The organism is Mesorhizobium sp. P2_B11 (assembly GCF_056404855.1).
Genome location: NZ_JBFUDF010000013.1, coordinates 23,687 through 50,285, shown reverse-complemented (window position 1 = coordinate 50,285; position 26,599 = coordinate 23,687). Strand labels below are relative to the sequence as shown.

The 26,599-nt window shown below is 63.1% G+C and carries 21 protein-coding genes; 6 read left to right on the top strand and 15 right to left on the bottom strand.

Annotation, left to right across the window (positions count from 1 at the left end; translation table 11 throughout):
- Positions 1–44 precede the first annotated feature (44 nt).
- The 10 genes from AC1DYJ_RS29960 to AC1DYJ_RS29915 form a co-directional block, all read right to left on the bottom strand.
- On the bottom strand, positions 45–719 hold the full coding sequence (locus AC1DYJ_RS29960; protein ID WP_477283209.1) for an amino acid ABC transporter permease: 675 nt from the start codon (positions 717–719) through the stop codon (positions 45–47).
- On the bottom strand, positions 716–1,393 hold the full coding sequence (locus AC1DYJ_RS29955; RefSeq protein ID WP_477283207.1) for an amino acid ABC transporter permease: 678 nt from the start codon (positions 1,391–1,393) through the stop codon (positions 716–718). The genes AC1DYJ_RS29960 and AC1DYJ_RS29955 overlap by 4 nt, the downstream gene beginning before the upstream one ends.
- Before the next feature lie 135 nt (positions 1,394–1,528).
- Entirely contained in the window at positions 1,529–2,317 is a 789-nt protein-coding gene (locus tag AC1DYJ_RS29950; RefSeq protein WP_477283205.1) for an ABC transporter substrate-binding protein, read from the bottom strand.
- A 106-nt stretch (positions 2,318–2,423) separates the two neighbouring features.
- Positions 2,424–3,587: a saccharopine dehydrogenase family protein gene (locus tag AC1DYJ_RS29945; RefSeq protein WP_477283346.1), complete on the bottom strand. Its 1,164-nt coding sequence runs from the start codon at positions 3,585–3,587 to the stop codon at positions 2,424–2,426.
- Positions 3,584–4,093 (bottom strand): Lrp/AsnC family transcriptional regulator, encoded by a 510-nt coding sequence (locus AC1DYJ_RS29940; RefSeq protein ID WP_477426345.1) that lies wholly within the window; start codon positions 4,091–4,093, stop codon positions 3,584–3,586. The genes AC1DYJ_RS29945 and AC1DYJ_RS29940 overlap by 4 nt, the downstream gene beginning before the upstream one ends.
- Positions 4,094–4,275: 182 nt before the next feature.
- Entirely contained in the window at positions 4,276–5,007 is a 732-nt protein-coding gene (locus AC1DYJ_RS29935; RefSeq protein WP_477426343.1) for a 3-keto-5-aminohexanoate cleavage protein, read from the bottom strand.
- A 342-nt stretch (positions 5,008–5,349) separates the two neighbouring features.
- Positions 5,350–7,647, bottom strand: coding sequence for a tetratricopeptide repeat protein (locus AC1DYJ_RS29930; protein WP_477283199.1), 2,298 nt, complete (start codon positions 7,645–7,647; stop codon positions 5,350–5,352).
- On the bottom strand, positions 7,644–9,749 hold the full coding sequence (locus tag AC1DYJ_RS29925) for a tetratricopeptide repeat protein (RefSeq protein ID WP_477283197.1): 2,106 nt from the start codon (positions 9,747–9,749) through the stop codon (positions 7,644–7,646). Before AC1DYJ_RS29925 ends, AC1DYJ_RS29930 begins: the two co-directional genes overlap by 4 nt.
- An 11-nt stretch (positions 9,750–9,760) precedes the next feature.
- Positions 9,761–11,518, bottom strand: coding sequence for a tetratricopeptide repeat protein (locus tag AC1DYJ_RS29920; RefSeq protein ID WP_477283195.1), 1,758 nt, complete (start codon positions 11,516–11,518; stop codon positions 9,761–9,763).
- 113 nt (positions 11,519–11,631) lie between these two features.
- Positions 11,632–12,102 carry a MarR family winged helix-turn-helix transcriptional regulator gene (locus tag AC1DYJ_RS29915; protein ID WP_477283193.1) on the bottom strand — a complete coding sequence of 157 codons (471 nt, stop codon included), beginning with the start codon at positions 12,100–12,102 and terminating at the stop codon, positions 11,632–11,634.
- Between the two features lie 161 nt (positions 12,103–12,263).
- On the opposite strand from AC1DYJ_RS29915, the gene AC1DYJ_RS29910 reads away from it, so the two are divergent.
- Together AC1DYJ_RS29910 and AC1DYJ_RS29905 are read left to right on the top strand one after the other, a co-directional pair.
- On the top strand, positions 12,264–13,079 hold the full coding sequence (locus AC1DYJ_RS29910) for a p-hydroxycinnamoyl CoA hydratase/lyase (RefSeq protein WP_477283191.1): 816 nt from the start codon (positions 12,264–12,266) through the stop codon (positions 13,077–13,079).
- Positions 13,080–13,107: 28 nt separating this feature from the next.
- Positions 13,108–14,601, top strand: coding sequence for an AMP-binding protein (locus tag AC1DYJ_RS29905; RefSeq protein WP_477283189.1), 1,494 nt, complete (start codon positions 13,108–13,110; stop codon positions 14,599–14,601).
- Positions 14,602–14,625: 24 nt separating this feature from the next.
- On the opposite strand, the gene AC1DYJ_RS29900 is transcribed toward AC1DYJ_RS29905, so the two are convergent.
- The 4 genes from AC1DYJ_RS29900 to AC1DYJ_RS29885 all read right to left on the bottom strand — a co-directional run bounded on the left by AC1DYJ_RS29900 (position 14,626) and on the right by AC1DYJ_RS29885 (position 19,531).
- Positions 14,626–15,930: a c-type cytochrome gene (locus AC1DYJ_RS29900; protein ID WP_477283187.1), complete on the bottom strand. Its 1,305-nt coding sequence runs from the start codon at positions 15,928–15,930 to the stop codon at positions 14,626–14,628.
- 10 nt (positions 15,931–15,940) lie between these two features.
- Complete coding sequence (locus AC1DYJ_RS29895; protein ID WP_477283185.1) at positions 15,941–18,241, bottom strand: xanthine dehydrogenase family protein molybdopterin-binding subunit; 2,301 nt, start codon at positions 18,239–18,241, stop codon at positions 15,941–15,943.
- A gap of 15 nt (positions 18,242–18,256) precedes the next feature.
- On the bottom strand, positions 18,257–18,709 hold the full coding sequence (locus tag AC1DYJ_RS29890) for a (2Fe-2S)-binding protein (protein WP_477283183.1): 453 nt from the start codon (positions 18,707–18,709) through the stop codon (positions 18,257–18,259).
- Between the two features lie 159 nt (positions 18,710–18,868).
- The gene (locus AC1DYJ_RS29885; RefSeq protein WP_477283181.1) at positions 18,869–19,531 is read right to left on the bottom strand and encodes a phytochelatin synthase family protein; all 663 of its coding nucleotides are present in this window, start codon (positions 19,529–19,531) and stop codon (positions 18,869–18,871) included.
- A gap of 145 nt (positions 19,532–19,676) precedes the next feature.
- On the opposite strand from AC1DYJ_RS29885, the gene AC1DYJ_RS29880 reads away from it, so the two are divergent.
- From AC1DYJ_RS29880 to AC1DYJ_RS29865, 4 genes are all read left to right on the top strand, one after another.
- Complete coding sequence (locus tag AC1DYJ_RS29880; RefSeq protein WP_477426341.1) at positions 19,677–20,099, top strand: OsmC family protein; 423 nt, start codon at positions 19,677–19,679, stop codon at positions 20,097–20,099.
- A gap of 37 nt (positions 20,100–20,136) precedes the next feature.
- Positions 20,137–20,661, top strand: a complete 525-nt coding sequence (locus tag AC1DYJ_RS29875; protein ID WP_477283178.1) for a carboxymuconolactone decarboxylase family protein — start codon at positions 20,137–20,139, stop codon at positions 20,659–20,661.
- A gap of 307 nt (positions 20,662–20,968) precedes the next feature.
- Positions 20,969–21,712, top strand: a complete 744-nt coding sequence (locus AC1DYJ_RS29870; protein WP_477283176.1) for a 2OG-Fe(II) oxygenase — start codon at positions 20,969–20,971, stop codon at positions 21,710–21,712.
- 342 nt (positions 21,713–22,054) lie between these two features.
- Positions 22,055–23,677, top strand: coding sequence for an ABC-F family ATP-binding cassette domain-containing protein (locus AC1DYJ_RS29865; RefSeq protein WP_477283174.1), 1,623 nt, complete (start codon positions 22,055–22,057; stop codon positions 23,675–23,677).
- 16 nt (positions 23,678–23,693) lie between these two features.
- On the opposite strand, the gene AC1DYJ_RS29860 is transcribed toward AC1DYJ_RS29865, so the two are convergent.
- On the bottom strand, positions 23,694–26,297 hold the full coding sequence (locus tag AC1DYJ_RS29860) for a bifunctional diguanylate cyclase/phosphodiesterase (protein ID WP_477283344.1): 2,604 nt from the start codon (positions 26,295–26,297) through the stop codon (positions 23,694–23,696).
- Positions 26,298–26,599 lie beyond the last annotated feature (302 nt).

Here is a 26,599-nt window from a genome sequence, read left to right as displayed (position 1 = left end):
TTTGGTTGGGTTGCTCATGGCGGTCGGCCCTTTGGGGTTCGATGTCACAGCTGCACCTCGCCATGCGCTTGACCCATGCGCCGCTCCAGCCGGCGGGCGAGCATGATCAAGGGATAGCAGACGATGAAATAGCCGACGCCGACGAGGAAGAAGACCAAGAGACCGTTGGGCACACGCTGCACCACCAGCCAGCCGACGCGGGTGAGGTCGGTCAGCCCAATGGCGGAGACGACCGAAGAATCCTTGATCAGCAGCACATATTGCCCGACCAGCGGCGGCAGCACGATGCGCATGGCTTGCGGCAGCACCACCTGGCGCATGCGCTGCCAGCGCGACAGTCCGGACGCCAGTGCCGCCTCGACCTGGCCGGTCGGCACCGAGCGGATGCCGGCGGCGACGATCTCGCAGATGAAGCACGCGGCCAGATTGGTGAGCGCGATGATGCCGGCGGTGAAGGCGTCGAGCTCGATGCCGAATTCCGGCAGGATGAAGAAGATCAGAAAGATCTGCACCAGGAACGGCGTGCCGCGGATCAGGTCGACCCAGGCACCGATGACGCTTGAGATCAGCCGGTTGCCGCCGGTGCGCAAGATGCCGAGGCCGAAGCCGAGCGCTGTGCCCAGCACCAGGCTGATCAGCGACAGCATCACGGTCATGCCAAGGCCGCGCAAGGCGAGGGGATAGCTGCCGGCGAGGCTTTGCAGCTGCTGCCAGATCATGTGCTGCTCCTTGCCGGCTGCAAGCCGAGCCAGCGACTGGACAGCCCCGCCAATCCTTTGAGGCCGTAGTAGAGCAGGAGGTAGAATGCGGCGATGGTGAGAAAACCTTCCGCCGGCATGAAACGGTCGGACGCCAGCAACTGGCCGGCGCGCGTCAGTTCGGACACCGAGATCAGCGACAGCAGCGCCGAATCCTTGACCAGCACGATCGCCTGGCCGAGCAGGGGCGGGATCGTCACCTTGAACGCCTGCGGCAGGATGACGAGGCGCATGCGCTGGACATAGGTCATGCCCGAGGCGACACCGGCTTCGACCTGGCCGCGAGGGATCGACAGGATGCCGGCGCGGATAATCTCGGCGACGTAGGCGCCGCTGTTCAGCGACAAAGCGACGATGCCGACGATCAGTTCGGGCAGGACGAGACCGAGACGCGGCAGGCCGAAATAGAGGAAGTAGAGCTGCGCCAGCAAGGGCGTGGCGCGCACGGCGTCGATATAGGCCTTGGCCGCAATGCGAAACAGCTTGCCGCGCTGCAGGTTCATGGCGGCGAGCACAATGCCGGCGGCGAGCGCGCCGGCAAAGGACAGCGCCGACAGCCACACAGTCGTGATCAGACCCTGCCCGAACAGCGGCAGATATTCGATGATGGTGCGGAAGCTGAAGTTTTCGAGCATGGGCGCACGCCGTGGTGAAGTGGGAAGGCGAATTGCGAATAGCGAGTAGCGAATAGGGAAGTAGGGGAGCCGCAGCGCATGGGCCGGAACGGCCATTCCCTACTCGCTATTCGCTACTCCCTATTCGCTAATTCCTCAGTGATCCTTCTTCCAGGCGTCGGAATTGACCCAGTAGTCGAGGTTCTTCTGCAGGCGGCCGTCGATGCTGACCTGGTTGAGGAACAGGTTCATCCAGATCAACAGATCCGCCTCGTCATAGCGGGTGGCGAAGGCAAGCGGCTCCTTCGACAGGAGATCCGGCATGATGGTGAAGGTGCCCGCGGGATAAGCGGTCGACTGACCTTTGACCGCGGAGACGTCATTGACGCCGCAATCGGCCTGGCCGTTGTTGACCGCGTCGAGCAGCAGCGGACCGCCGCCCTTGTAGCTCTTGATGTCGGCATCCGGGAAAGCGGTCTTGGCTTCCTTTTCGCCGGTGGCGCCGAGCAACACGGCGATCTTGGTGCCCTTGGCCTTGCAGTCCTCAGTGGTCTTGAACTTGCTGTCGGCCTTGGTGAAGACGGTGCTGCCCGTGTACATGTAGGGCGTGGTGAAGGCGACCTTCATGCCGCGCGCCAGCGTCGGCGTCATGTCGGCGACCAGCAGGTCGGCCTTGCCCGACAGCAGCGCCGGGATCAGCCCATCCCAATCATAGTCGAGGAAGGTGACCTTGACGCCCATCTCCTTGGCCATCAGCTCGGCGAGTTCGACCGAGCTGCCGGTGCGTTCGCCATTGGCGCCGACCAGCGAGAAGGGCGGTCCCTGCGTCTGCACCGCGACGCGCAATTCGCCGCGCTTGGTGATCTCGTCGAGCGTTCCGGCACTGGCCGCTGTGGCAAGGCCCGCAAGCGCAAGTCCGGCGATAAAAAGCTTTGCAATTTTCATGTGGCATTCCTCCCGTTGTGGTTGTTGTTTTGCCCGCGAATTTCCGTGGGCTCTTTTTGAGCGGCAGCACCGTTGCCGGCGGCGCCACCGTTCGAAAATCTCCTTCTCAGTCCCAGGCCACCGTCTCAGTGACCCTGATGCCGCGCCTGGCCAGCTCATCGAAGAAGCTGGTGTCGGGCACATGCTGCAGCGGGTTCAAAAGGCCCGGTTGGGTGATCTCGCGCCGCGCCAACATCTGCGCCACGATGCTGGCGGGGTAGCTGACGCCGAGGCTCATACCGAACAGGCCAGAGCCGAGATCGCGCTCGATGATGAGGTCCGATGTCACCGTCTTGCGGCGGCCGCCTTCGAGACCGGAAAAGACATTGCGCATCACGCACAGGTCCTTCTCGTCGGCGCCGTACTGCAGCTGCGGGCCAAGCAGCCGGCCGAGAAATTCGCGCGGGCTGGCGCCGGTACCCGGCACCTTGTCTTCGGAGAGGAAGCCGAGTTCCTTCAGCGGCGCCCAGAACGCCGACCAGCCCGGCCAGCGCAGCGTATAGCGGCCCGAGCGCCGCAGCCCTTTGGCCGCAGGAAGCATCTCGACATAGTGCAGTGCGTCGCCATTGGGGAAAGCTTCCAGCCGGCCGAGGCCGGCAACCTGGATTTCGTGGATGAAGCGGTTGTCGTGCTGTCGGCTCGCCGACACCTCGACGCGTTCGCCGTCCTCGATCATCACGCTGTCGCGGTTCTGGCTGACCAGAACCATGTCGAAATTCCAGCTCACCTTGTAGCAGAGCGGCTTGGCCATCGCCTTCGGCTCGGGGATGCCGCCGCAATAGGAATCGATCGAGGAGATCGTAGAGAACTGTCTTGCGGCGCGCGCGTAAAGCACTAGGTCGATGCCGGGGTCGAGCCCGCATTCGGTCATGATCGAAACGCCGGCCTGTTCGGCTGCGGGGGCCAGATCGGCGAGGGCCTTGCCGTAATTGGTGGTGACCAGCGGCGTGCGCGTTGCGATCGCCGCCTGCACCGCTTCGCGCATCAGCGGTTGCGGCAAGAGATCGATGACGGCGTCGACATCGGCCAGCACCGTGGTCAGTGCCGGGCCGATGGCGCCTTCGGGCGCCACGAAACGCACGCGAGAAAGATCGGTCAGGCCGGCAAGCCGGGCAGGGCCGTCAGCGGCTGTGTCGACGCAGACGATTTCCTTGACGCCGGCGCTGGCGACGAGATCGGCGATGGCCGCCCGACCCTGCAGGCCGAGCCCACCGAGAACAGCGATCTTCATGCCGGCTCCTTGCGCGCCGGTGAGTCTTCCGACCAGCATCCCTCCGGAAGGCTGACCCATTTGTTGCACGAGGCCATGACGACGAAGGTCTCGCTGCGCACGACTTCGCCGGGAATGCCGGCGCCCGGGATCAGTTCGCTGGTGATGCGATAGAGGTCGGCGACGTCGCCGGCGACGGTCACGTCGACAATGATGTCGAAGCGCCCGGTGACCACCGAGGCCGAGTTGACGAAAGGCAGTTCCGAGATTCGCTGCGCCAGCTCGCGGGCGCGGCCGCGCCCTTGCGCGTTGATGCCGACAATGGCCGAGATCAGCTCCGGGCGCTCGGTCAGATTGAGCAGCCCGACGATTTTCAACAAATTGCGGTCGAGCAGATTGCGCAGCCTTGAGCGCACCGTCGGCACCGAGATCGCCATCGTCTCGGCGAGCTTGTTGATGCCCGGCTGGGCATCCTGCGACAACAGCTTGACCAGCCGTCGATCGGTTTGATCGAGATGTTCACGCAAAGGCCAGGCTTTCATAAAGGAGAAAAATTGGAGGAAATTTCTTCCAGATATGAAAACAACCTATGAGAAATTTCTAATAACAGCAAGAGGGGAGTTGCAACTCGCTATTGTGCCAGCTTCGGGAAGATGCAGATCTCCCCCGTGAGGGCGAGCTCAGACGCTATCGACGCATTCGTCAGCCGCTACGCCGATCGGCTGGCCCGGAAGATCGCCACCGCGGCCGCCACCAGTGCCGCATTGCCGGAGGCCACCGTGCCATCCGGAAGGTCCTTGCCGTCTTCCAGCCCGACGCGCGTCGACCAGTTGCGCTGCGCGGCGCGGCGCACGAAAGGCCAGATCGTGGCGTCGGACCCATGCAGCAGGATGGCGCGGCTGATACCGGCGCGTTCCAGTACCTTTTTGATGCCGTTCGAAATGGCAAAGGCCTCGTCCAGCGTCTGCTCCGAAATCTCGATCAGGATGCGCAGCACGCGTCCGCCATGGTCGAGGCTGACGAGACGCTCGGCGTCGGCGATCGACGCCAGGCCCGCTTCGATGCCGATGCCGCGCTGGSGCAGGCTTTCCATGACGATGGGCGCCGCCGTCTCGCTGAGATTGACCGAGGCATAGTCCGGCAATTCGCGCCAGCCGGCGATGGCGACCAGCGTGCTGGTATCGTCGTTCTCGATCCAGGCGCCGGTGGAGACGCCGATCAGCGTGCCGGGGCAGGCGCGGCGCAGCGCCGCGATCGTCGGGTCCATAGCCGCAGGCGAAAGGCTCTCGCGTCGATCCGCTCCGCGCGCATGGACATGCAGCTCGGCCGCACCCGCGGCAATCGAAGCCGCCCCGTCGCGCGCCATCGCTTCGGCGTCGAGCGGGAGGGCAGGGTGGAAATCGGCGGGACGGGCGCCGTTGATGCAGGCCTGGACGATCATGGTTCTCGCGATCCTGTTGCGGATGAAGCGAGCCTAGCAAAGGGCAGGGCAGAGAGGGAACGGGCGCGAGGAAGGCTCCTGACAGCAGGACAGTTCCGGCTGCAATCCAGGCAACGCCGTGATCCGTCACACCCCCTCTGTCCTGCCGGACATCTCCCCCTCAAGGGGGGAGATTGGCTGTGTCAGCGCGGCGCCTTCCCTGCAACGTTGGAGGTTGGCGAAGATAGAAGTGAAGTCCGATCTCCCCCCAAGTGGGGGAGATGGCCGGCAGGCCAGAGGGGGGCGCCGTAGATTGCTTGCCTGGCACGCGCGCCTGCTTTCAATGCGCCACGCGTCTCGCCATCACGGCACGGCGCCCAGCGCCTTCAGGGCCATCAAGGCGGTACGGTATTCGACGAAATCCTTTGGGCAGTCGCTAGCCGCTAACCGGTAAAGCCGCAGCGCGTCTTCGGCGTGTCCCTGCAGGCGGTCGAGCTCTGCGGTGTAAAAATTGGCCTCGCAGACCTGGCCGGCTTTCGTGACCGGATCGGGATTGTCGGCGGCGGCCAGCGCCTCCGCCGGTGTCTGTTCGCCAAGCAGCATGCGCACCACCGGCGCCGGCCATTTTGTCATGTCGAGCTTGCCGGTCGCTTCGCGCAGATTAATGCCAGCATCGACGTCGCGCGTGGCAAGGTCGAGCCAGATGGCGGAATAGGCATCGTCAGGCGCGAGGGCGGCCGCTCGGCGAAAGTCACTTTGCGCGTCAGCCGCCGCGCCGGAATAGAAATGGACAAAGCCGCGGTCTTGATAGTGAGCGGCGAACGTCGGCTCGAGGCTGATCGCCTGATCATAGTCGGTGATCGCCTTGCCGTTATCCCCCTTGGCCAGCCAGACTCTGGCCCTGTCGCTATGGAATGCTGCGTTCTTGGGGTCGAGACTGATTGCCCGGTTGAAATCGTCGATGGCGTGGTCGTATTCCGACTTCCTGTACCAGGTTACCCCACGGCTGTCATAGACCAAGGCTTCGTTCGGATCGAGCTTGGCCGCTTGGGCGAAGTCGGCGAAGGCACGCTCATAGTCCCCCTTGTCAGTCCAGGCGATGCCTCTGTTGACGTAGGCATTGATCAAATTCGGATCGAGGGTGATTGAATGGTTGTAGTCGGCGATGGCCCGATCGGGGTCGCCTTTGCGTGCCCAGGCCAATCCTCGATTGGAGAACGGCATGGCGAGTTTTGGATTGAGTCGGATCGTCTGTTCGAAATCTGCAAGGGCGCGATCATTATCGCCCTTTGCCATCCACAACAGGCCTCTGTTGTTGTAGGCGTCGACGTAGTCCGGGTTGATCGCGATGGCCTGATCATAGTCGGCAATGGCGCCGTCATTGTCGCCGCCATCGGACCGGGCGTAAGCTCGCCCATAGTATGCCAAGGCGAATTTTGGATCGAGGCCGATGGCGGTGTCGAAATCCGCCAGCGCGCGGTCACGGTCGCCCTTGCCTGACCAGGCGAGGCCTCTGTTGTAGCGGACGGTGGCATCCCTGGGATCGACCGCGATGACCTCGCTGAAGTCCGCAATGGCGCCGTCATAATCGCCCTTTTCCGAGCGGGCATTGCCGCGCCGGTAGTGGGCATGTGCATTCTTTGGATCGAGACGGATCACGCTCTCATAGTCGGCCAGCGCCCGCACGCTGTCACCCTTGCTGCTCCAGGCATCGGCCCGGTCGTTGAGCGAAGCGGCGTCGTTCGGGTCGAGCCTGAGCGCCTGGTCGAAATCGGCAATGGCGCGCTCGTTATCGCCTTTTTCAGCCAAGGTCAGGCCACGGTTGTGAAAAGCCCTGCGGTCATTGGGATTGAGGTCGATCGCCTTGTCATAGTCGGCAAGGGCAAGGTCGCTTTCGCCTTTGTAGGAATGGGCGACGCCACGGTCGTAGTAGTGATTGCCATTCTTCGGATCGAGGTCGATCGCCTTGCCGTAGTCGGCAATGGCCTTGTCGAACTCCTCCTTGGCTATCCACGCAAGTCCTCGTAAACTGTAGGCGTCGATGTAGTTCGGATCGAGGCTGATTGTCCGGTTGTAGTCTTCGATGGCGCGGTCGAAGTCGCCCTTCTTGTACCAGGTGGTCCCGCGACGTGTGTAGATCCTGGCATCTGTTGGGTTGAGATCGACCGCCTTGTCGTAGTCGGCAAGGGCAAGGTCATTCTCATCCTTATAGGAATGGGCGAGGCCACGGTTGTGGTAGTATTCGTCATTTTGCGGATCGAGATCGATCGCCTTGTTGAGGTCGGCGATGCCCTTCTCGTAGTCGCCCTTCAAGACCCAACTGAGGCCGCGTCTGGAATAGCCGCTGGCGACCGTCGGATCGATATCGATATACGCACTGTAGTCGGCGATGGCGCGATCGTAATCCTGGCGCAGCGCCCGCGCATTGCCACGCTTGTAATAGGCGGTCGCCCGGTTTGCCGGCGGCTCCGTCGGGTCTTCGATCATGCGCGTGCAGGCGGCGATCCGCACCTCTGGCTCGATCTCGTAGTCGCTGACGCAGTCGCTGCTGGCGGCCTGTGCGGGCAGTATCGAGGCAAGCAGGAGGACGCAAGCGGTGAGAGCCGAACGGCAGGAGCCGGGCCATTGCGCCAATCGGGACACCATCGTTTCCACGTTCATTGCGACAGCTCGTGCAGCGCGGCCTTGGCAGCGAGGATCTCGAAGTAATTCCTGGGGCAGCCGCCAGCCGCGATCCGATAAAGACGCAGCGCCTCGGCGTTCTGCCGCTGCAGCCGGGCAAGTTCGGCGCCGAACAGTGTCACGTCGCAGCGGTTGCCGCTTTGTTTGATCGGGTCGGGATCACTCGCCGCCGCCAGCGCCTCGGCAAGGCCTATTTCGCCAAGCAACATCCGTACTGCCGGCGCCGGCCATTTCGTCATGTCGAGTTTGGCGGCTGCTTCGCGAAGATGACCTGGGAGACCATTGAGCCGCTCGGCCAGATCGAGCCAGATCGCAAAATAGGCATTGTCCGGCTTGAGCGCGGCGGCCCGCCTGAAATCCGCCATCGCTTTGGCGGGTTCACCGCCATGGAAGCTGAGAATGCCTCGGCCCAGATAGGCATAGGACAGTTCCGGATCGACGCTGATTGCTTGATCGTAGTCAGCGCTTGCGCGGGAATAGTCGCCTTTGCCGAACCAGACGAAAGCACGGCCGCTATAGCCAGCGGCGCTTTTCGGGTCGAGGCCCAAGGCCTGGTCGTAATCGGCGATCGCCCTGTCGTCCTCACCCATCCGGTTCCAGACCGAGGCACGGCGTCGGTAGTATCTCGCATTGGCCGGAGCGATCGCGATGGCCTGATTGTAATCTGCGATGGCGCGATCGTTGTCACCCTTTGCCACCCAGGCGTCACCGCGACCAGAGCGAGGGGCTGTGTCTTTGGGATCGAGCGCTATTGCACGGCTGTAGTCGGCGATCGCGCGGTCCTTATCGCCTTTGTCGAACCAGGCGATACCGCGATTGTTGTAGGCATAGCTGTCATTCGAATCGAGATGGATCGCCTGTGTGTAGTCGGCGATGGCCCTGTCGAGATCGCCCTTTTCTTTCCATGCGATACCACGATGGTTAAACGCATCGGCATCCGCGGCGTCGAGGCTGATTGCTGTTCCGAAGTCGGCGATAGCGCGATCGAAGTCGCCCTTGCCGGTCCAGGCAGAGCCGCGAAGCTTCAAGCTCTGGGCATTGCGCGGGTCGAGGCTGATAGCCTGGCTATAGTCGGCAATGGCACGATCAAGGTCTTTCTTGTGCAGCCAGGCCACGCCGCGGCTGCTGTAAGCCTGGGCATCCCTCGGATTGAGGCTGATCGCTTGGTCGTAGTCTGGGATGGCGCGATCGTAGTCGCCCTTCTTTCTCCGGGCTAAACCTCTGTTGTAGTAGGTGGCGGCGTCCTTGGGGTTGAGAAGAAGCGCCTGATCGTAGTCGGTGATGGCGTGGACGTAGTCGCCTTTGTCGGCCGAAGCCATGCCGCGGGCCTTGTAGGCCAGCGAATTCTGGGCGTCGATGCCGATCGCCAAACCGTAATCGGCAATGGCTTTGTCATAGTCGTGAAGGTCGTAATGGGCCAAACCGCGCAGGACGTAAAGAATAGGGTTTTTCGGATTGATGCCGAGCGCCTGATCGTAGTCGGTGATGGCGTGGACGTAGTCGCCTTTTTTGATCCAGGCGTGGGCGCGCTTCGCGTAGACATCGGCGTCGTTCGCGCCAAGCTCGATTGCTTTGTCGAAGTCCGCAATTGACCGGTTGAAGTCGCCCTTCGCCAGCCAGGCCAAGGCCCTGTTGTAGAAGGCACCGGCGTCCTCCGGTGCAAGATCGATCACCGTGCCGAAGTCCCAAATGGCGCGATCGCTTTCCCCCTTTGCGGCCCAGGCAAGGCCGCGGTCGTAGTATGCGTCGATGTTCTTCAGGTCGATCTTGATCGCCTCGCTGTAGTCGGCGATCGCGCGATCGTTCTCGCCTTGCGTCGCGAAGGCATAGCCGCGGATGACATAAGCGGCCGCCCGGTTGCCCGGCGGCTCGAATTGATCCTCGATGATCTGCGTGCAGGCAACGATGCGGCGCGCCGCATCGACAGTCTCGCTGGTGCAGGCCGGGTGGTCGGAATATTCCTGGACGGCGGCCGATGCCTGGAAGCCCCCGACAAGCAGCACGGCAAGGCCGGCCAGCGCCGGTCGCAGGAGGCTGCGCCATTCCTGAACCAAACAACCCAACCTGCCCTTCTGGCCCATTCCCGCTTCTCTCACGGTGCGCGCAACGCGGCGTTGGCGGCAATTACTTCGTAGAAATCCTTCGGGCAATCGCTGGCGGCGAGGCGGTAGAGCCGCAAGGCTTCATCGCTGTGGCCCTGCAGGTCGTTGAGTTCTGCGCTATAGAAATTGGCCTCGCACACTTGTCCGGTTTTTGTCGCAGCGTCCGGATCGTCGGCTGCGGCAAGGGTCTCGGCGGGTGTCTTCTCTCCGAGCAGCATGCGAACAACTGGCGCCGGCCACTTCGTCATGTCGAGCTTGCTGATGGCATCCTGCAAATGGCTGGCCGCCCCACCGCGCCGGTGCACGATCTCCAGCCAGATCGCAAAATAGGCATTGTCGGGCGCCAGCGCCGCCCCTTGCTCGAAATCGGCCTGCGCCTTGGCAGGCGCGCCGGAATACAGGTAGACGATGCCCCGTCCCAGAAAGGCATAGGTATGTTTCGGGTCGATACTGATCGCCTTGTCAAAGTCGGCGATGGCGCGGGCATAGTCCCCCTTTAGCGACAACACCATGCCCCGGCTGCCATAATCATTGGCCGCCGGGTCCAGATCGATGACGTGGTTATAGTCGTCCAGGGCACGGTCGTAGTCGCCCTTTTCCTGCCAGATATCGCCTCGACCGATGTAGAATTTGGCATCCTTCGGATCGAGGCTGATCGCCTTGTCGTAGTCGGCGATAGCGCTGTCGTCATCACCCTTCCTGTGCCAGGCCAAGCCACGGTTGCCATAAGCAGCGCTGTTTTTCGGATCGAGTGTAATTGCCTGGCTATAGTCGGCGATCGTTCGGTCGTAGTCGCGCTTTGCAAACCAGGCCCGGCCTCTGTTGTAGAAGGTAACGCTCAATTTCGGATCGAGGGCAATGGCCTGATCATAGTCGGCGATGGCGCGGTCGTATTCGCCCTTGTCGACCAAAATCACGCCCCGATTGACGTAGGCGCGCATGTATTTCGGATCAACTTCTATTGCCTTGGTGTAGTCGGCCTCTGCACGGTCACGGTCGCCCTTTTGCGACCACGCCAGTGCTCGATTGTAGTAAGCGCCCGCGTACTTCGGATCGAGGTCCATAGCTTGGTTGTAGTCGGCCATGGCGCGGTCAAGATCGCCCTTGGTAGCCCAAAACAGACCCCGATTGGTGTAGGCACCGGCGGTTGGATGGAGGCTTATTGCCTGGTCGCTGTCAGCCATGGCGCGATCATTGTCGCCCTTGGCAAACCACGCCATGGCTCGGTTGAAGTAAGCACTCGCGAACTTTGGATCCAGGCCAATGGCCCGATCGAAGTCGGCCATCGCGCGATCAACGTCGCCCTTGGCCGCAAACGCTGCACCCCGGTTGTTGTAGGTTTCGGTGCGTTTCGGGTCGAGATCCAGGGCCTTGTCGTAGTCGGCAAGGGCACGGTCGTTGTCGCCTTTTCTGAACCAGATGTAACCGCGAGCGTTGAAGGCGTCGGCACTCTTCGGATCGAGGCCGATTGCCTGATTGAAATCGGCCATTGCGCTGTCGTCGTTGCCCTTTGCGTTCCAGCCCATGCCACGCCTGAGGTAGGCAGTGCCGCGCTTGTCGGTGTCGCCGGCCGTGTCCTTGATGATTTGCGAGCAGGCCTCCATTTGCCGGGCGGCGCCGGCGACCTGGTTAACGCAATCGGCGAAATTCTCGTCAGCCGGTCCACACCCCGTCAGTGCCAGCACTACGACAATACCGGCCAGTTGTGGCCAGAAAGGCCGACCCTGCTTCAGGACCGATGCAATCAATTCGCCCCCCTGTCAAATGCAGCTGCCCGCAATTCTCGCGTGCAACGCGGTTTGACTGTAGTCGATAGGATTTTTTGAGCAATCGCTGAGATATCTACCTGAAACGGTTACCCTCAGTCTTCCTCAGTCCAGATCAGCCGCAACAGGCGCAGCAGCGTTGCGCGCTCTTTTTTCGTCAGCCGCTGCAGGAACCGGTCCTCGTGCCGGCGCACCTGCCTGCGCCATGCTGGCATGGCCGCTTTGGCTGCCTTGGTCAATGCGAGCACCTGCACGCGCTTGTCCTGCGCATGGTCGTCGCGTTCGACCAGGCCGCGCTCCTCGAGTTCGGCAAGCAGCGGCGCCATGTTGGCGCTCTTCATGCCGAGCAGGCGGCAAAGCTCGGCGGCACGAATGCCAGGCCTTTCGTCGATCAGCGCCAGCATGCCGTAAGTGACCGGGCGCAGCGCGCTATCGTCCAACTCGACCGCGAAATCATTCAGCGCCAGGGCCGAAGCGCGCCTCAGATTGTAGCCGATCTGCGCGTCGAGCCTGTCTTCGGGCGTGACCCTCTTGCCGGATGCGGTGCGATCTGCCGTCTCGTTCATGCTGCAAGCGATCACCGCGATCAAGGCTCTTGTCAAGGAGAAAATACTATGCGACATAGCAATCGCAAAAGCTATGTCACATAGCTATTAATGCAAGACGGGCCGGGAGGAGACGATCTCCTGGCTCGTCACGCAAGACTGCAAGCGGGAGGAGAATTGCCATGACCGACGAGACCGTTGCCTTCGACATCGAGGACGGCATCGCCTGGGTGCGCTTCAACCGGCCCGAAAAACGCAACTGCATGAACCCGGCGCTCAACAGGCGCATGATGGAAGTGCTGGATGGGCTGGAATACCGCGACGATGTCGGCGTGCTGGTGCTGTCGGGCGAGGGCAAAGCCTGGTCGGCCGGCATGGACCTCAAGGAGTATTTTCGCGAGACCGAGGCGAAGGGACTGGGCGCTGTCCGCAAGGCGCAAGGCGAGGCCTATGGCTGGTGGCGGCGGCTGCGCTGGTATCGCAAGCCGACCATCGCCATGGTCAATGGCTGGTGTTTTGGCGGTGGCTATGGCCCGCTGTTTGCCTGCGACCTCGCCTTCGCCGCCGACGAGGCGCAATTCGCGCTCTCCGAGATCAACTGGGGCATATTGCCCGGTGGCGGCGCCACCAAGGTGGTGGTCGACCTCCTGTCGATGCGCGACGCGATGTACCATGCGCTGACCGGCGAGTTGATCGATGGCAGAAAAGCGGCGGCCTGGAAGCTGGTCAATGAGAGCCTGCCGCTGGCGGAGCTGAAGGCGCGCGTCACCGAGGTGGCGAACATCCTGCTGAAGAAAAATCCGGTGGCGCTGAAGGCGACCAAGGATGCCATCCGCCGCGTCGCCGAGATGACCTACGACAATGCCGAGGACTATCTGGTGCGGGCGCAGGAGGCGGCGAACTCCTACGACAATGACGGCCGCAAGGAAGGCATCCGCCAGTTCATCGACGAAAAGAGCTACAAGCCCGGCCTCGGCGCCTACGACAAGGCAAGGTAAGACATTTGGGTCGGGGAGGAGATGCGAGATGTCGGCCTGGACGACGCCCGATCCCGTGGCCTTGCATGCCGCGACGCAGCCCGAGCGCCTCGCTTGCGTCGACCTCGCTTCCGGGCGGCGCTGGACATACAGCAGGCTCGATGAAGCCATCCAGCGCGCTGTCGCCGTGCTTGACAGCGGCTACGGCATCGCGCCGGGGCAGCGCATCGCCACCGTCGCCCGCAACAGCGCCGAGCTGCTGATCCTGCAGCAGGCCGCCATGCGGCTCGGCGCCGTCTTCGTGCCGGTGAACTGGCGCCTCGCCGAGGCCGAGCAACAAGCAATCCTCGCCGATTGCGATCCCGCACTGCTGCTGCACGATGCCGCGTTTAATACGGCGCCGCCCAAGGGCTGCATGACGGTCGAGGTTGCTGACTTTGCCGCAGTGGTGGAAGCGCAGGCGCCGGCGCCGCGCCGGCCCTTGCCTGCGGCCGACCAGCCGTCGATCATCCTCTACACCTCGGGCACGTCGGGTCGTCCCAAGGGGGTCATCATCACCGAGGCCAATGCCTTCGCCACCGCGGTCAATTTCGGCGTCCTGGGACGCGTCGGCAATTCGAGCGTCTTCCTTTGCGACGCGCCGATGTTCCATGTCATCGGGCTCATCACCAACCTGCGTCCGCCCTTGCTACAGGGCGGCACCGTGCTGATCTCGCCTGGCTTCGAGGCCGGCCTCACCAACCGCCGGCTGGCCGATCCCGAGCTCGGCATCACCCACTATTTCTGCGTCCCGCAAATGGCAAAAATGCTGCGCGAAGACGCAGCGTTCGCGCCGGCAAACTGGACCGCGCTGACCGCCATCTTCACTGGTGGCGCCCCCAATCCCGCTGCCGACATCCGCTGGTGGCTGGAGCAGGGCGTGTGCATGGTCGACGGCTTCGGCATGACCGAGGCCGGCACGGTGCTCGGCATGCCGCTCGAGGCCGGCCAGATCGCCCGCAAGGCAGGTTCCGCCGGCGTGCCGGGACCTTCGGTTTGCCTGCGCATCGTCGACGACGATGGCCAGGACGTCGCAGCCGGCGAGGCGGGCGAAATCTGGCTCAGCGGCCCCAACATGACGCCGGGCTACTGGAACCGGCCGGACGAGACGGCGCAGGCCTTCACACCGGATGGCTGGTTCCGCACCGGCGACATTGCGCGCCGGGACGAAGACGGCTTCGTCAGCCTCATCGACCGTCGCAAGGACATGTTCATTTCCGGTGGCGAAAACGTCTATCCCGCCGAAGTCGAAATGGCGCTGCTCGATCATCCCGACATTGCCGAAGCGGCCGTCATCGGTATCGCCGACGCGCGCTGGGGTGAGGTCGGCCGCGCCTTCGTCGTGCTGAAGGCCGGTTGTGTTCTCGACCCGGCAGCGCTCACAGCCCACTGTGTCGGCCGCATCGCCCGCTATAAAGTGCCGAAGGAGTTCCTGCTCACGGAGGTGTTGCCGCGCACCGCCTCCGGCAAGATCCAGAAGCACATTTTGCGTGGCCGGCGGTGAGCTGGAGCGTCACCGCTGAGCACTTCATTGCGCACGCGCCTTCGCAACGTCCGCTGGCGTGATGGCGGATTGCTTGCCGCCGAAATGCGCCAGCACATAATTGCCAAGTGCGGCGAGCTCGACATCCGAATAGGCATTGGCGAAAGCCGGCATTGATTGTTTGCCCAGCGGCGTCGTCGTATGGGCGCCCTTCAGCATGACCTGAATGAGGTTGGTGCCATCGGCGTCATTGACCGTCCGGCTGCCGCGCAGCGCCGCGTAAGGCGTCTGCAGCCCTTCGCCGTTCCAGCCGTGACAGCTGGCGCAGGCGCCCTGGAACAGCTTGAGGCCGAGCCCGCCTTGCGCTGCCGCGTCTGCTGCTGGCGCATAGGCGGTGGAAGCCTTAAGCGTAGCTGGCTCCGCCTCGACGATCGCCTTGTCGCTGCTCACTTGCGGCGGCACGGTTTTTACGTAGGCGACGATCGCCTTGATGTCTTCCGGCGTCAGGTGGCGCAGGCTGAAGTCGACGGCTTCGCCCATGCTGCCGGTGGCCGAGCCGCGGCCTTCCGCATGGCCCTTGGAGAGATAGTCGACCAGTTGCTCGTCGCTCCAGCCGCCGATGCCGGTCGTCTTGTCCGAGCTGATATTGTAGGCCTTCCAGCCCTGCAGTTCGGCGCCGGCGAATTTCTTGCCGTTGTCGAGCGCGTAGAACAGGTTGCGCGGCGTGTGGCATTCGCCGCAATGCGCCATGGCTTCGGTGAGATAGGCGCCGCGGTTCCATTCCGCGGTCTGCTTTTCGTCTTGCGGCAGCGGCCCGTCGGGAACGAACAACAGGTTCCAGAACCGCAGGACATAGCGCTGGTTGAACGGGAAGGCGAGATCGTTCTTCGGCGCCTCGGCGTGCACCGGCGGCAGGCTGAACAGATAGGCCTTGATCGCCAGCGCATCTTCCGTGGTCATCTGCGCATAGGCGGCATAGGAAAAGGCCGGATAGAGATTGCGGCCTTCTCTGTCGATGCCTTGATGCAACGCGCGTACGAACTCGGCGTCGCTCCAGTCGCCGATGCCGGTTTCCTTGTCGGCGGTGATGTTGGGGGAATAGACGGTGCCGAAGGGCAGCTTGAAGGCCAGCCCGCCCGCATAGGGCGAGCCGCCTGATGTCGTGTGGCAGGCGACGCAATCGGCGGCGCGTGTCAGATATTCGCCGCGATCGATCAGCGCCTGGCCGGTCGGCAGCTTTGCCGCCGCCACGGAGACGTCCGGCAGCGGCGCCGGCTTGAACAGGAAGATCGCAACGCCGACGGCGATGACGACAACGACAGCGAGGAGGATGCGGCCCAGTCTTTTCATGGCTCGGCCCTCACTGCACTTCGAATTCGGTTTCGCCGCCGCTCTCGGCGCGCTCCTCGCTGTTTGCCAGCACCGCCAGCACGGGTACTGCCAGCGGCGGGACCATCGACACCTTGGTCTTGTCGGCGCCGTCGCTCTTCAGCTGGTTGCGGTCAATGGGCAGGCTGCGCAGGCGTTTTCCCGTTGCGGCGAAGATCGCGTTGGCAAGGGCAGGGCCGGCCGAAACCGTTGCCGTCTCGCCGATGCCGCCAGGCGATTCCAGACTCTTGACGTGATAGACCTCGATCTTCGGCGCCTCGTTGTTGCGCAGGATGCGGTAGTCGTGAAAATTGCTCTGGTCGACGCGGCCATTGCTGAAGGTGATGCCACTGTAAAGCGCCGCCGACAGGCCGAAGATCAATCCGCCTTCGATCTGGGCTTCGACCGTGTTGGGGTTGATGGCGATGCCGCAATCGACGGCCACCACGGCGCGGTCCAGCGTGATTTCGCCGGCCGGAGAAACCGTGATCTCCAGCACCGCGGCCATGAAGCTGCCGAACGCATCGTGGAGCGAAATGCCGCGACCGCTGCCCGCCGGAAGCGGCGAGCCCCAGCCGGATTTCTCGGCCGCAAGCTCGAGCACGCCCGCGGCCCGCGGCTGGTTCTTGGTCAGCGCCCGGCGATACTCCACCGGATCCTTGCCTGCGGCATGGGCGAGTTCGTCCATGAAACTTTCGACCACGAAGACATTGTGCGTCGGCCCAACGCCGCGCCACCAGGTGATCGGTATCGGTGGGTCCTCGCGCACCCAGTCGACCTGGATGACCGGCAGATCATAGGGCGGTTTGGCGGCGCCCTCGACGGCATCGTCGTCAAGCTTGTCCTGCGGCCAGCCGCCCGGAATGTAGTTGCCGAGCACTGAGCCGCCGGCGACATGATCGATCCACACCGTTGGCAGGCCATCGGCACCGAGCCCGGCGGAGATACGGTCGTAATAGGTTGGCCGGTAAAGGTCGTGCTGGATGTCTTCTTCGCGCGTCCAGATGACCTTGACCGGGTAGCTCACCTGTTTGGCGATTGCCACCGCCTGGCCGACATATTCAGCGACAAGCCGACGGCCGAAACCGCCGCCGATCAGATGATTGTGGACGATGACCTTGTCGAGCGGAAAGCCCGTGACCTGTGCCGCCCAGCCTTGCGCCTGGGTGGGCACCTGAGTGCCGAGCCAGATCTCGCATTCATCGGCGCGCACATGCACGACGCAGTTGATCGGCTCCATCGGCGCATGCGCCAGGAACGGCAACTCATAGCTCGCCTCGACCGTCTTCACGGCGGCTTTCAGCGCGCCGGCGATATCGCCTTCCTGGCGCGCCATGATCGGCGTCTTGTTTTTGGACGCTGCCTTCAAGGTGTTCATCATATCGGCGGTTGAAAGCTTGGCGTGGGCGCCTTCGTCCCAGGTGATGCTGAGGGCCTCGAGGCCTTTCTTGGCCGCCCAGAAATGATCGCCGATCACGGCGACCGCGTTGTCCAGCTTGACGATGTCACGCACGCCCGGAATGGCGCGCGCCGCCGTCTCGTCGACAGCGCCGAGCTTGCCGCCGATGACCGGGCAGGCGGCGACCGTCGCCACCTTCATGTCGGGCACGCGCACGTCGATGCCGTAGACCACCGCGCCATTGACCTTGCCTGCCGTGTCGACCCGGCGCAGCGACTTGCCGATCAGCTGAAAGTCCTCGGGATCCTTCAGCTTGACGTCGCTCGGCACCGGCTGCTTGCCCGCTGCGTCGGCGAGTGCACCATAGGCCAGTTGCCGGCCTGTCGGTTGATGCGTCACCACACCAAGCTTGGCGCTGCATTCCGAAGCCGGGACCGACCATTGCGCGGCTGCTGCCGAAATCAGCATCGTGCGGGCTGCAGCACCTGCCTTGCGCAGAGATTCCCATGTGGCCCGCATCGATGTCGAGCCGCCGGTCGCCTGGCCGCCCAGCAGCGCAGTCGTATAAAGCTTCTCGTTGGGCGGCGCGTCGACGACCTTCACCTGGTCGAGGCCGACTTCCAGTTCCTCGGCAATCAGCGTGGCTTCGCCGGTATGGGTGCCTTGCCCCATCTCGATGTTGGGCAGGATAAGAGTGATCTTGCCGTCGCTGTCGATGCGGATAAATGCATCGGGTGAAAAGGCGGCGGTGACGTCGCCTTCAACGGGCTCGGCCGCGGCAAAACCGGGCCTGATGCCGGCGCCCAGCATGGTGAAGCCGAGCACAAGTCCGCTGCCTTGCAGGAAGGCGCGGCGCGAGGTGGCTTTTTGGGTGGAGGAGGACGGCTTGCTCATGGCTGGCTATCTCCCTCAGGCCTTGGCGGCCTGTTTGATGGCCGCTCTTATGCGCGTATAGGTGCCGCACCTGCAGATATTGCCGGACATTGCCGCATCGATATCGCTGTCGCTCGGATTGGGATTGCGATCCAAGAGCGCCGAGGCCGACATGATCTGGCCGGACTGGCAATAGCCGCACTGGATGACCTCCAGGTCGAGCCATGCATCCTGTACCTTCTTGCCGCTTGGCGTCGCCCCGATCGCTTCGACCGTGGTGACATGGCGCTGGCCGACCGCAGCCACCGGCAACACGCAGGAGCGCACCGGTTGCCCGTCAAGCTGCACCGTGCAGGCGCCGCACTGGGCGATGCCGCAACCGAACTTCGTGCCGGTCAGCCCGATGACGTCGCGCAACACCCACAATAACGGCATGTCGTCCGGCACGTCGACACTGCGATCCTCGCCGTTTACAGTAAGCGCTATCATGGGCCTCTCCTCGGTTATCCGCATCCCCGTGGATAATGCAGTAGGCACAGATCTGCCGGTCGTGTCTAATCAAATGCGTTGTGTTTTCCGAGCATAACGGATGTGTGACCACGGTAGCTGGAGCATCGCCGGACTGCCAGCTAGCCGGCGGGCTAGGTGTCATTCGATCAGCAGCAAGCCGCGCTTCTTGTCGCCGTCGCTGTCGATTGTGTCCATGGCCGAGAACAGGCGTTCACGCTCGATCAGCCAGGGCTTGTAGCGCTCGTTGACGTCGAGAACGAAGACCAAGTCCTCGGCCTCCAGATAGCCGCCGATCGGTGAAAAATGACCACTGCCGGCGCCGAATATCGTCTCTCGGGTAAAGTTGATGATGTAGCGGCGGCCGGGGTCGTTGGCGTGCTTCATGTGCTCGCGGAACTCGTCGGCGCTCAAATTCCGAAGCACGGAGACCTTGCGCCCGGTTTTTGCCTGAGCGACGTCGGCAAGCTCGTCCAGCGTCAGACCCACGATGCAAAAGCCGGTCCAGCACCTTCCGGTTCCCGCCAGCACTTCGGCTTCGGTCGTCTCCTCTTCGCCGATCGAGCGGAATGTGTTTGCAACACTTGCCGGCCCGCAGCGTGACCCGTTCGATTGCCAGTCAAGGTTGGCATTGAAGCTAGCAGCCACGGGCAACTTCCAGGCGCTGTCGATCAATGCCGGGGTACGAACAACCGACGACTGGATGGCGTCTGGCGAGACCGGGGACGGACCGACAATCAAAAATGCGGCACCGCAGAGCAGGCCAGCGCCGGCAATCACAGCTAAAATGAAACTGCGCTTCATTGCTGAACCTCGAAGCAGACGATTGTTCGTCGGTCGATGTTGCGATGTCGGCCCCGAGACTACCATATACCGGCATTGCGTGGCAGATCGCGCCGCCAGGGCGGCTGCGCCTTGCATCTTGCCCGGCCCCGAAAGGAGAGTTGAAATGGCGGAACTCAAGATCAGGACCCGCGTCACCGGCGCGACGGCGACACTGCAGCCGGGCGGCTTGCCTTCCATCACGACGCCGACCGGCGGCACGCTCGATGTCGTCACCGGGGTCAGCGCGCCGGGCTTCAATCCGCTCGACCTGCTCTATGCCTCGCTCGCCGCCTGCATGGTGCTCAGCGCCCGCATCGCCGCCTCCAAGCTTGGCGTTGCCGCCGCGCTTGGCGAGGTGCGCGCCGAGGTCAGCGGCGAGAAGGCGAAGGACGAACCGTCGCGTGTCGAAAAGTTCAACATCAGGCTGGACATCGCAGGCGATCTCGACGCGGCGACCAAGCAGCGCATCGTCGAGGATGCCGAGGCGATCTGCACGGTATCCAACACGCTGCGCGCCACGCCGGAACTGCACGCGACGCTTGGGTGAAGCAGAACGTCCTCGCCCGCCAACCAAGGACCATCCGATGGCCATGATCCCGCCGATCGACTACGCGACGGCATCGCAAGACATCCGCGCCGAGCACGACAGGGAGCTTGGCCTGCGCGGGCGCATGACCAACATGAAGCGCATCTTGCTGCACTCGCCCGCGGCGCACCGCATCTATGCCGAATGGTTCACGCTGCGCGATCTGCTAAGGCCGACGCTCGACGACCGCGCCATCTGGCTGTTGTCGCTGGCGATCGCTGGGAAATGCCGCGCCGAGATTCCCGTCACCTTCTTCCGCCGCGCGCTGATCGATAGCGGCTTGGAGCCCGAGGCAATTGTTCCCACTTCCGACGAGGCGTTGCTGATCGAATTCGGCAAGGCAGTCGCCGCGGGTGGCAACGCGGTTCCCGACGATATCTGGGCGGCACTCAAGACCCGCTACGACGACACGCTGCTGGTCAATCTCGTCGCCTTCGCCGGCATCATGGTGGCGACCTGCGTGTTTACGAACGCGGTCCGGGTCGATCTGGACCCGGAGCTGGAGGCGTATCGGAGGCGGTGAGGCTGCTAATCTCCCCCCTCGTGGGGGAGATGTCCGGCAGGACAGAGGGGGGCGCTGTCCCGCCCGCCTGTCAATCCATCATAGTGCGTCCAGGCCTGGATCGAGCGAGGTTGGCGATCCTTCGCGCCCCCCTCTGGCCTGCCGGCTTTCGTCATTCGGAAAGCCAAGCAATTGGCTTCCGTCCGCTTCGCGGACCATTCCTCAACCCCCGCAAGGGGGGAGATCAGCAGCTTCGCCACCTCCGCAGGAATCGGGTGGTTAGCACCTCTCCTTCGCCCCACTTTGCCAACAAGCAAAGGAGGCATCCATGACCGTCCATTCCCTAACCACCAAACGCGCAACCCGTTCGGCCGAAGCGCGCGTTGCCGCGCAGGACTGGGGCGCTCTTGCCTCGGAACTCAACGCCTACGGCTCAGCCGTCATGCCGGCTTTGCTCTCATCTCAGGAATGCGCCGACATCGCCGCGCTCTATCCGCATGAGGAACATTTCCGCAGCCATGTGGTGATGGCCCGCCACGGCTTCGGCAAGGGCGAGTACCGCTATTTCCGCTACCCGCTGCCCGATCCCATCGGCGGCCTGCGCACCGCGCTATACCCCAGGCTGGCCGCCGTCGCCAACGACTGGAACGAGCGCATGGGCGTTGCCCAGCGCTATCCCGCCGACCACACCGACTTCCTCCAGCTTTGCCACGAAAACGGCCAGACAAGACCAACGCCGCTTCTCCTCCAGTACGGCCCCGGCGACTTCAACTGTCTGCACCAGGACCTCTATGGCGATCTCGCTTTCCCGCTGCAGGTGGCGATCCTGCTGTCGCAACCGGGCGAGGATTTCACCGGTGGCGAGTTCGTGCTGACCGAACAGCGCCCGCGCATGCAGAGCCGCGCCGAAGTGGTGCCGCTGACCCAGGGCGACGCGGTCGTCTTCGCCGTCCACAACCGACCGGTGCAGGGCACGAAGGGTCACTACCGTGTCAATCTCCGGCATGGCGTCAGCCGCCTGCGCTCAGGCAAGCGGCATACGGTGGGGATCATCTTCCACGACGCGCGGTAAAGCGCGGCGCCGAAACTGCCAATCTCCCCCCTCGTGGGGGAGATGCCCGGCAGGGCAGAGGGGGGCGCTGTCCCGCCAGCATCTCTAGCCTCCAAGTGGTTCCAAAGCGCCCCGAATGTCAGCCGCCGCTCGATGCGGTTGAAATCAAACGTCGCGTACCTTCGCGCCCCCCCTCTGGCCTGCCGGCCATCTCCCCCACTTGGGGGGAGATCGGCTGTCACCGCCGCCTTTGCCAATCTCTGTTAGCTGTCTGCGGCGTTTGCGCTCTTCCCTCCTTGCGCTCATTCGCGTATGGCCCCGGGCAAATCCCTCAACTTTGCACCAACTCCCCCGGACCGCCCCATGATCCGTCTTGAAAGCATCGGCAAGCAGAACGGCCGCCAGATCGTCTTCATCGAGGCCTCGGCTGCCTTGCAGAAGGGCGAGAAGGTCGGCCTCGTCGGGCCGAACGGCGCCGGCAAGACGACGCTGTTTCGCATGATCACCGGCCAGGAGCAGCCCGACGAGGGCCAGGTCCAGGTCGATCGTGGCGTCACCATCGGCTATTTCAGCCAGGATGTCGGCGACATGGCGGGCCATAGTGCGGTCGCCGAAGTGATGAACGGCGCCGGGCCGGTCAGCGATGTCGCGGCCGAAATGGCCGAACTCGAGGCGGCCATGGCCGATCCCGACCAGGCCGACCGGATGGACGAGATCATCGAACAGTATGGCGAGGCGCAACATCGCTTCGAGGAGCTCGACGGCTATGCGCTCGACGGCCGCGCCCGCGAGGTGCTCGACGGCCTCGGCTTCTCGCAGGAGATGATGGACGGCGATGTCGGAAAACTCTCCGGCGGCTGGAAGATGCGCGTCGCGCTGGCCCGCATCCTGTTGATGCGCCCCGACGTCATGCTGCTCGACGAGCCGTCGAACCATCTCGATCTCGAAAGCCTGATCTGGCTGGAGCAGTTTTTGAAGGGTTATGACGGCGCGCTGCTGATGACCTCGCACGACCGCGAGTTCATGAACCGCATCGTCAACAAGGTGGTCGAGATCGACGCCGGTTCGCTCACCGCCTATTCCGGCAACTACGAATTCTACCAGCAGCAGCGGGCGATCGCCGACAAGCAGCAGCAGGCGCAGTTCGAGCGCCAGCAGGCGATGCTGGCCAAGGAGATCGCCTTCATCGAGCGTTTCAAGGCGCGTGCTTCGCATGCCGCACAGGTGCAGAGCCGGGTGAAGAAGCTCGACAAGATCGACCGCGTCGAGCCGCCCAAGCGCCGCCAGATCGTCAATTTCGACTTCCAGCCGGCGCCGCGCTGCGGCGAGGATGTCGTGACGCTGAAGAACGTCCACAAGGGGTACGGCAGCCGCTCGATCTATGAGGGGCTCGATTTCCAGGTCCGTCGCCGCGAGCGCTGGTGCATCATGGGCGTCAACGGCGCCGGCAAGTCGACGCTCTTGAAGCTCGTCGCAGGCGCCTCCGACCCCGATGCCGGCACGGTCGCGCGCGGTCCAAGCGTCAAGATGGGCTATTTCGCCCAGCACGCCATGGAAGTGCTGGAGGGCGAGCGCACCGTGTTCCAGACGCTGGAGGACGCGTTTCCGCAGGCCGGCCAGGCGCCGCTCAGGGCACTCGCCGGCTGCTTCGGTTTCTCCGGCGACGAGATCGAGAAGAAATGCCGCGTGCTGTCAGGCGGCGAGAAGGCGCGGCTGGTGATGGCGCTGATGTTGTTCGATCCGCCCAATCTTCTGGTGCTGGACGAGCCGACCAACCATCTCGACATCACCACCAAGGAAATGCTGATCACGGCGCTGTCGCAGTATGAAGGCACGATGCTGTTCGTCTCGCACGACCGCCATTTCCTGGCGGCACTGTCGAACCGCGTGCTGGAACTGACGCCCGAAGGCATCCACACCTATGGCGGCGGCTATACCGAATATGTCGAGCGCACGGGGCAGGAAGCGCCGGGGCTGCGCAGCTAGCGCTTGCCTTGGGGCTTCAGCTCGCCGCCAGCCATTTGCGTGACTGGGCGAACGCCTTGAAGGCTTTTGCGTCCATCGGGTAGCCGAACAGGAAGCCTTGCAGGATATCGCAGCCAAGCTCCTTCAGGATCTGCGCGTGCTCCATCGTCTCGACGCCCTCGGCGATCACTTCGATACCGAGCGACTTGCCGATGTCGATGATGGACGACACCAGCTGCCGCTGCGCGGTTGAGCTGGTGATGGGTATGACCAGCTGGCGATCGATCTTGAGGCGACGCGGCCGCAACTTCAGGAGCGAGACGATCGAGGCATGTCCGGTGCCGAAATCGTCGATCTCGATGTCGATGCCGAGCCCCTTGATGTGTTCGATGTTCCAAGTGACCAGTTCGTCGTTCTCGTCGAGGAAAATGGACTCCACCAGCTCGAACGACACGGTCCCTTTCTTGATGGCAAGCTTGCGCAACCCTTTGATCAGGCCCTTGTCCTCCAGCCGCCTGGCGGAGACGTTGACCGACACGCGCGGGATATTGAGGTGGCTGCTCGACCAGCGCTCGAAATTATCAAGCGCCTGCGTCAGGACTGTGCGATCGATATGCGCCACGACATTGAGTTCTTCAGCCACCTTGATGTAGGCGTCGGGGGTCAGCACGCCGCGTTGCGGATGATCCCAGCGCGACAGTGCTTCGACGCCGACGATCTCCAGCGTCCTGGCGTCGAACTGCGGCTGATAGTAGACGACGAATTCGTTCCGCTCCAGGCCGCCCAGAATTTCGTCGGCGGTCTGCTTGGTCCGTACGATCTCGTTCTGCAGCTCTTCGTTGAAAAACTCGTAGCGGTTGCGGCCACGGCCTTTCGCCCGGTACAGCGCCAGATCGGTATTGACGAGCAGCTGCTTGGCGTCGACGCCGCTATTGGCTGCAATGCCGATGCTGACGCCGAACCGGCACTGGTGACCCATATAGTCGACCGGCTGGCGCATGGCGTCGATGATGTGGTCGGCAAGCGCGGCGAGCTCCTTGTCGTCGCGACCATGGCTCAGCACGACAAACTCGTCGCCGCCGATGCGCGCAACGAAATCGGCACCGCCGACACTGGCTTTGATGACTTTCGAAGCATGCACCAGCAATGCATCGCCCGCTGCGTGGCCGAGCGTGTCGTTGATCTGCTTGAAGCGGTCAAGGTCGAGATGCAGCAAGGCAGCCCGGCCCTCGGCTTCGGGGTTTTCGGCAAGCATCTCGTCCAGATACCGACGGTTGGGCAGGCCGGTCAGCGAATCGTGCAGCGCGACATGCTCGATGCGGGCCTTGGCTGCATTCAGTTCGGCATTCTTCGATTCTGAAAGCCGACGTTCCCGCACGAGATTCTCGTTGAGCAGCACGTCCCAGGTCACGTCCCATTCAGCGCCGATCATTTTTGATCCGCCGTTGATGTCCTGGAAGAAACTGGCGCGTGTGCGGACGTGCCGTATGGTGCCGTCCGGACGCACAATCCGATACTGCGAAGAGTAGGGGCCCTGTGTCGCGGCAGCCGAATCGAAGTCCGCTTTCGCCCGCTCGAAATCGTCAGGGTGGATCGCCAGCGCCCAGTCGTCATAGCCGCGGGTCTTGCCGTCGGCGGGCTTGCCATAGATTTCGTTGATGCGGTCGTCCCATACGAGCTCGTTGCTGACGAGGTCGTGCTCCCACACGCCTATCCCCGAGGCTTCCAGTGCCAGCTCCAGCCGCCTGGACAGGCGCCTCAACTCGGCGTCATTTTTCTGTCGTTCACCGAAAAGACGCCCGGCCACCAGGATCGGCAGCACCACCAGCGCGCCGGCGAGCCCCATCAGCGCCCGCAACAGCCATTCATTTTTCGGAGCGCCCGGCCAGCCGCCCTTCGGTATCGCCGAAATCTGCCAGGAGCCTGAAGGCAGTTGCACCTCTGCCGTCACCGGATTGCTGGCCACGACATTGTCGCCGCCGAAGAACAGTTCGCCGCCGCCGCCCAGCGCATCCTTGCCGATAAGCGCCACATCGATATCGAGCTCAGGGTCGGTCAGTCCGCTGGCAGCGTAGAGCCGATCCACATCGATGACGGCCGAGACGATCCCCCAAAAACGGTCGCCGCCACCCGCCGTCGGCACGAAGACCGGGATACGGCCGATGAAGCCACGCCCGCCCTGTGCCAGCTTGACCGGCCCGGCGAGCACCAGCGCGCGCTGGTCGCGAGCCCGAAGCGCAGCCATGCGTTGCGTATCGCTCTTGCGGTAGTCCAGCCCGACGGCTTTTTCATTGCCTTCCAGCGGATATATCAGCGTGATGACGAGGTCGGGCGCGCCGGCAACGTCGCGCAACTGCGATTTTTGCTCGAAGAGGTTACGGGCGAGTGCGGCAAATCTCTGCTGGCCCATATAGGGCTCGGTAACGACCGTCGAAACGAGACCCTGAACCAGCTGGAGATTGCCGGTAATGTTGCCTTCAAGCTTGGCGCGTATGATGTTGACCTTGGCGAGCACATCGGCGCGCGCCAGCTGATCGGAGACTTCGCTGTTCCTCTGGTCGGCAACCACGGCACAGACGAGAAGCACAACAAAGGCGATCGCCGCCGGCAAGTTGGCGGAAGAAAAAATGGCCTGTTTCAACCGGCCGGGATTGAATTTCGCTCCTGCCAATTCGATCCGAATACCTTTCCAGGACAGTAGTCCGTGGGTCGACCGTAGTAGCTAAAGCTTAAATTTGAACTTCAAGGGCGCCCTTAGAATAAACGCTGAGATCTCGGTTGTCAGCATAGGTACGAAAAGCCGAGTGGACTCAGGCGAAACAAAGGTCAGAATCGGTTTCTGAACAATGAATTTCGCAAGCGGCGTAGGACGCCGCTCGCAACCTTCATGTCCGAAATCGAAAAAAGCCGACGGGATCTTGCCGCGCAGGGCCTGTCCCGAAG

Coding starts and splice junctions, on each gene's coding strand:
- AC1DYJ_RS29900 (WP_477283187.1), bottom strand. CDS start 15,930: ATGAAAAGACTGGGCCGCATCCTCCTCGCTGTCGTTGTCGTCATCGCC.
- AC1DYJ_RS29915 (WP_477283193.1), bottom strand. CDS start 12,102: ATGAACGAGACGGCAGATCGCACCGCATCCGGCAAGAGGGTCACGCCC.
- AC1DYJ_RS29865 (WP_477283174.1), top strand. CDS start 22,055: ATGATCCGTCTTGAAAGCATCGGCAAGCAGAACGGCCGCCAGATCGTC.
- AC1DYJ_RS29930 (WP_477283199.1), bottom strand. CDS start 7,647: ATGAACGTGGAAACGATGGTGTCCCGATTGGCGCAATGGCCCGGCTCC.
- AC1DYJ_RS29895 (WP_477283185.1), bottom strand. CDS start 18,241: ATGAGCAAGCCGTCCTCCTCCACCCAAAAAGCCACCTCGCGCCGCGCC.
- AC1DYJ_RS29925 (WP_477283197.1), bottom strand. CDS start 9,749: ATGGGCCAGAAGGGCAGGTTGGGTTGTTTGGTTCAGGAATGGCGCAGC.
- AC1DYJ_RS29875 (WP_477283178.1), top strand. CDS start 20,137: ATGGCCATGATCCCGCCGATCGACTACGCGACGGCATCGCAAGACATC.
- AC1DYJ_RS29955 (WP_477283207.1), bottom strand. CDS start 1,393: ATGCTCGAAAACTTCAGCTTCCGCACCATCATCGAATATCTGCCGCTG.
- AC1DYJ_RS29905 (WP_477283189.1), top strand. CDS start 13,108: ATGTCGGCCTGGACGACGCCCGATCCCGTGGCCTTGCATGCCGCGACG.
- AC1DYJ_RS29890 (WP_477283183.1), bottom strand. CDS start 18,709: ATGATAGCGCTTACTGTAAACGGCGAGGATCGCAGTGTCGACGTGCCG.
- AC1DYJ_RS29885 (WP_477283181.1), bottom strand. CDS start 19,531: ATGAAGCGCAGTTTCATTTTAGCTGTGATTGCCGGCGCTGGCCTGCTC.
- AC1DYJ_RS29960 (WP_477283209.1), bottom strand. CDS start 719: ATGATCTGGCAGCAGCTGCAAAGCCTCGCCGGCAGCTATCCCCTCGCC.
- AC1DYJ_RS29870 (WP_477283176.1), top strand. CDS start 20,969: ATGACCGTCCATTCCCTAACCACCAAACGCGCAACCCGTTCGGCCGAA.
- AC1DYJ_RS29945 (WP_477283346.1), bottom strand. CDS start 3,587: ATGAAGATCGCTGTTCTCGGTGGGCTCGGCCTGCAGGGTCGGGCGGCC.
- AC1DYJ_RS29950 (WP_477283205.1), bottom strand. CDS start 2,317: ATGAAAATTGCAAAGCTTTTTATCGCCGGACTTGCGCTTGCGGGCCTT.
- AC1DYJ_RS29880 (WP_477426341.1), top strand. CDS start 19,677: ATGGCGGAACTCAAGATCAGGACCCGCGTCACCGGCGCGACGGCGACA.
- AC1DYJ_RS29910 (WP_477283191.1), top strand. CDS start 12,264: ATGACCGACGAGACCGTTGCCTTCGACATCGAGGACGGCATCGCCTGG.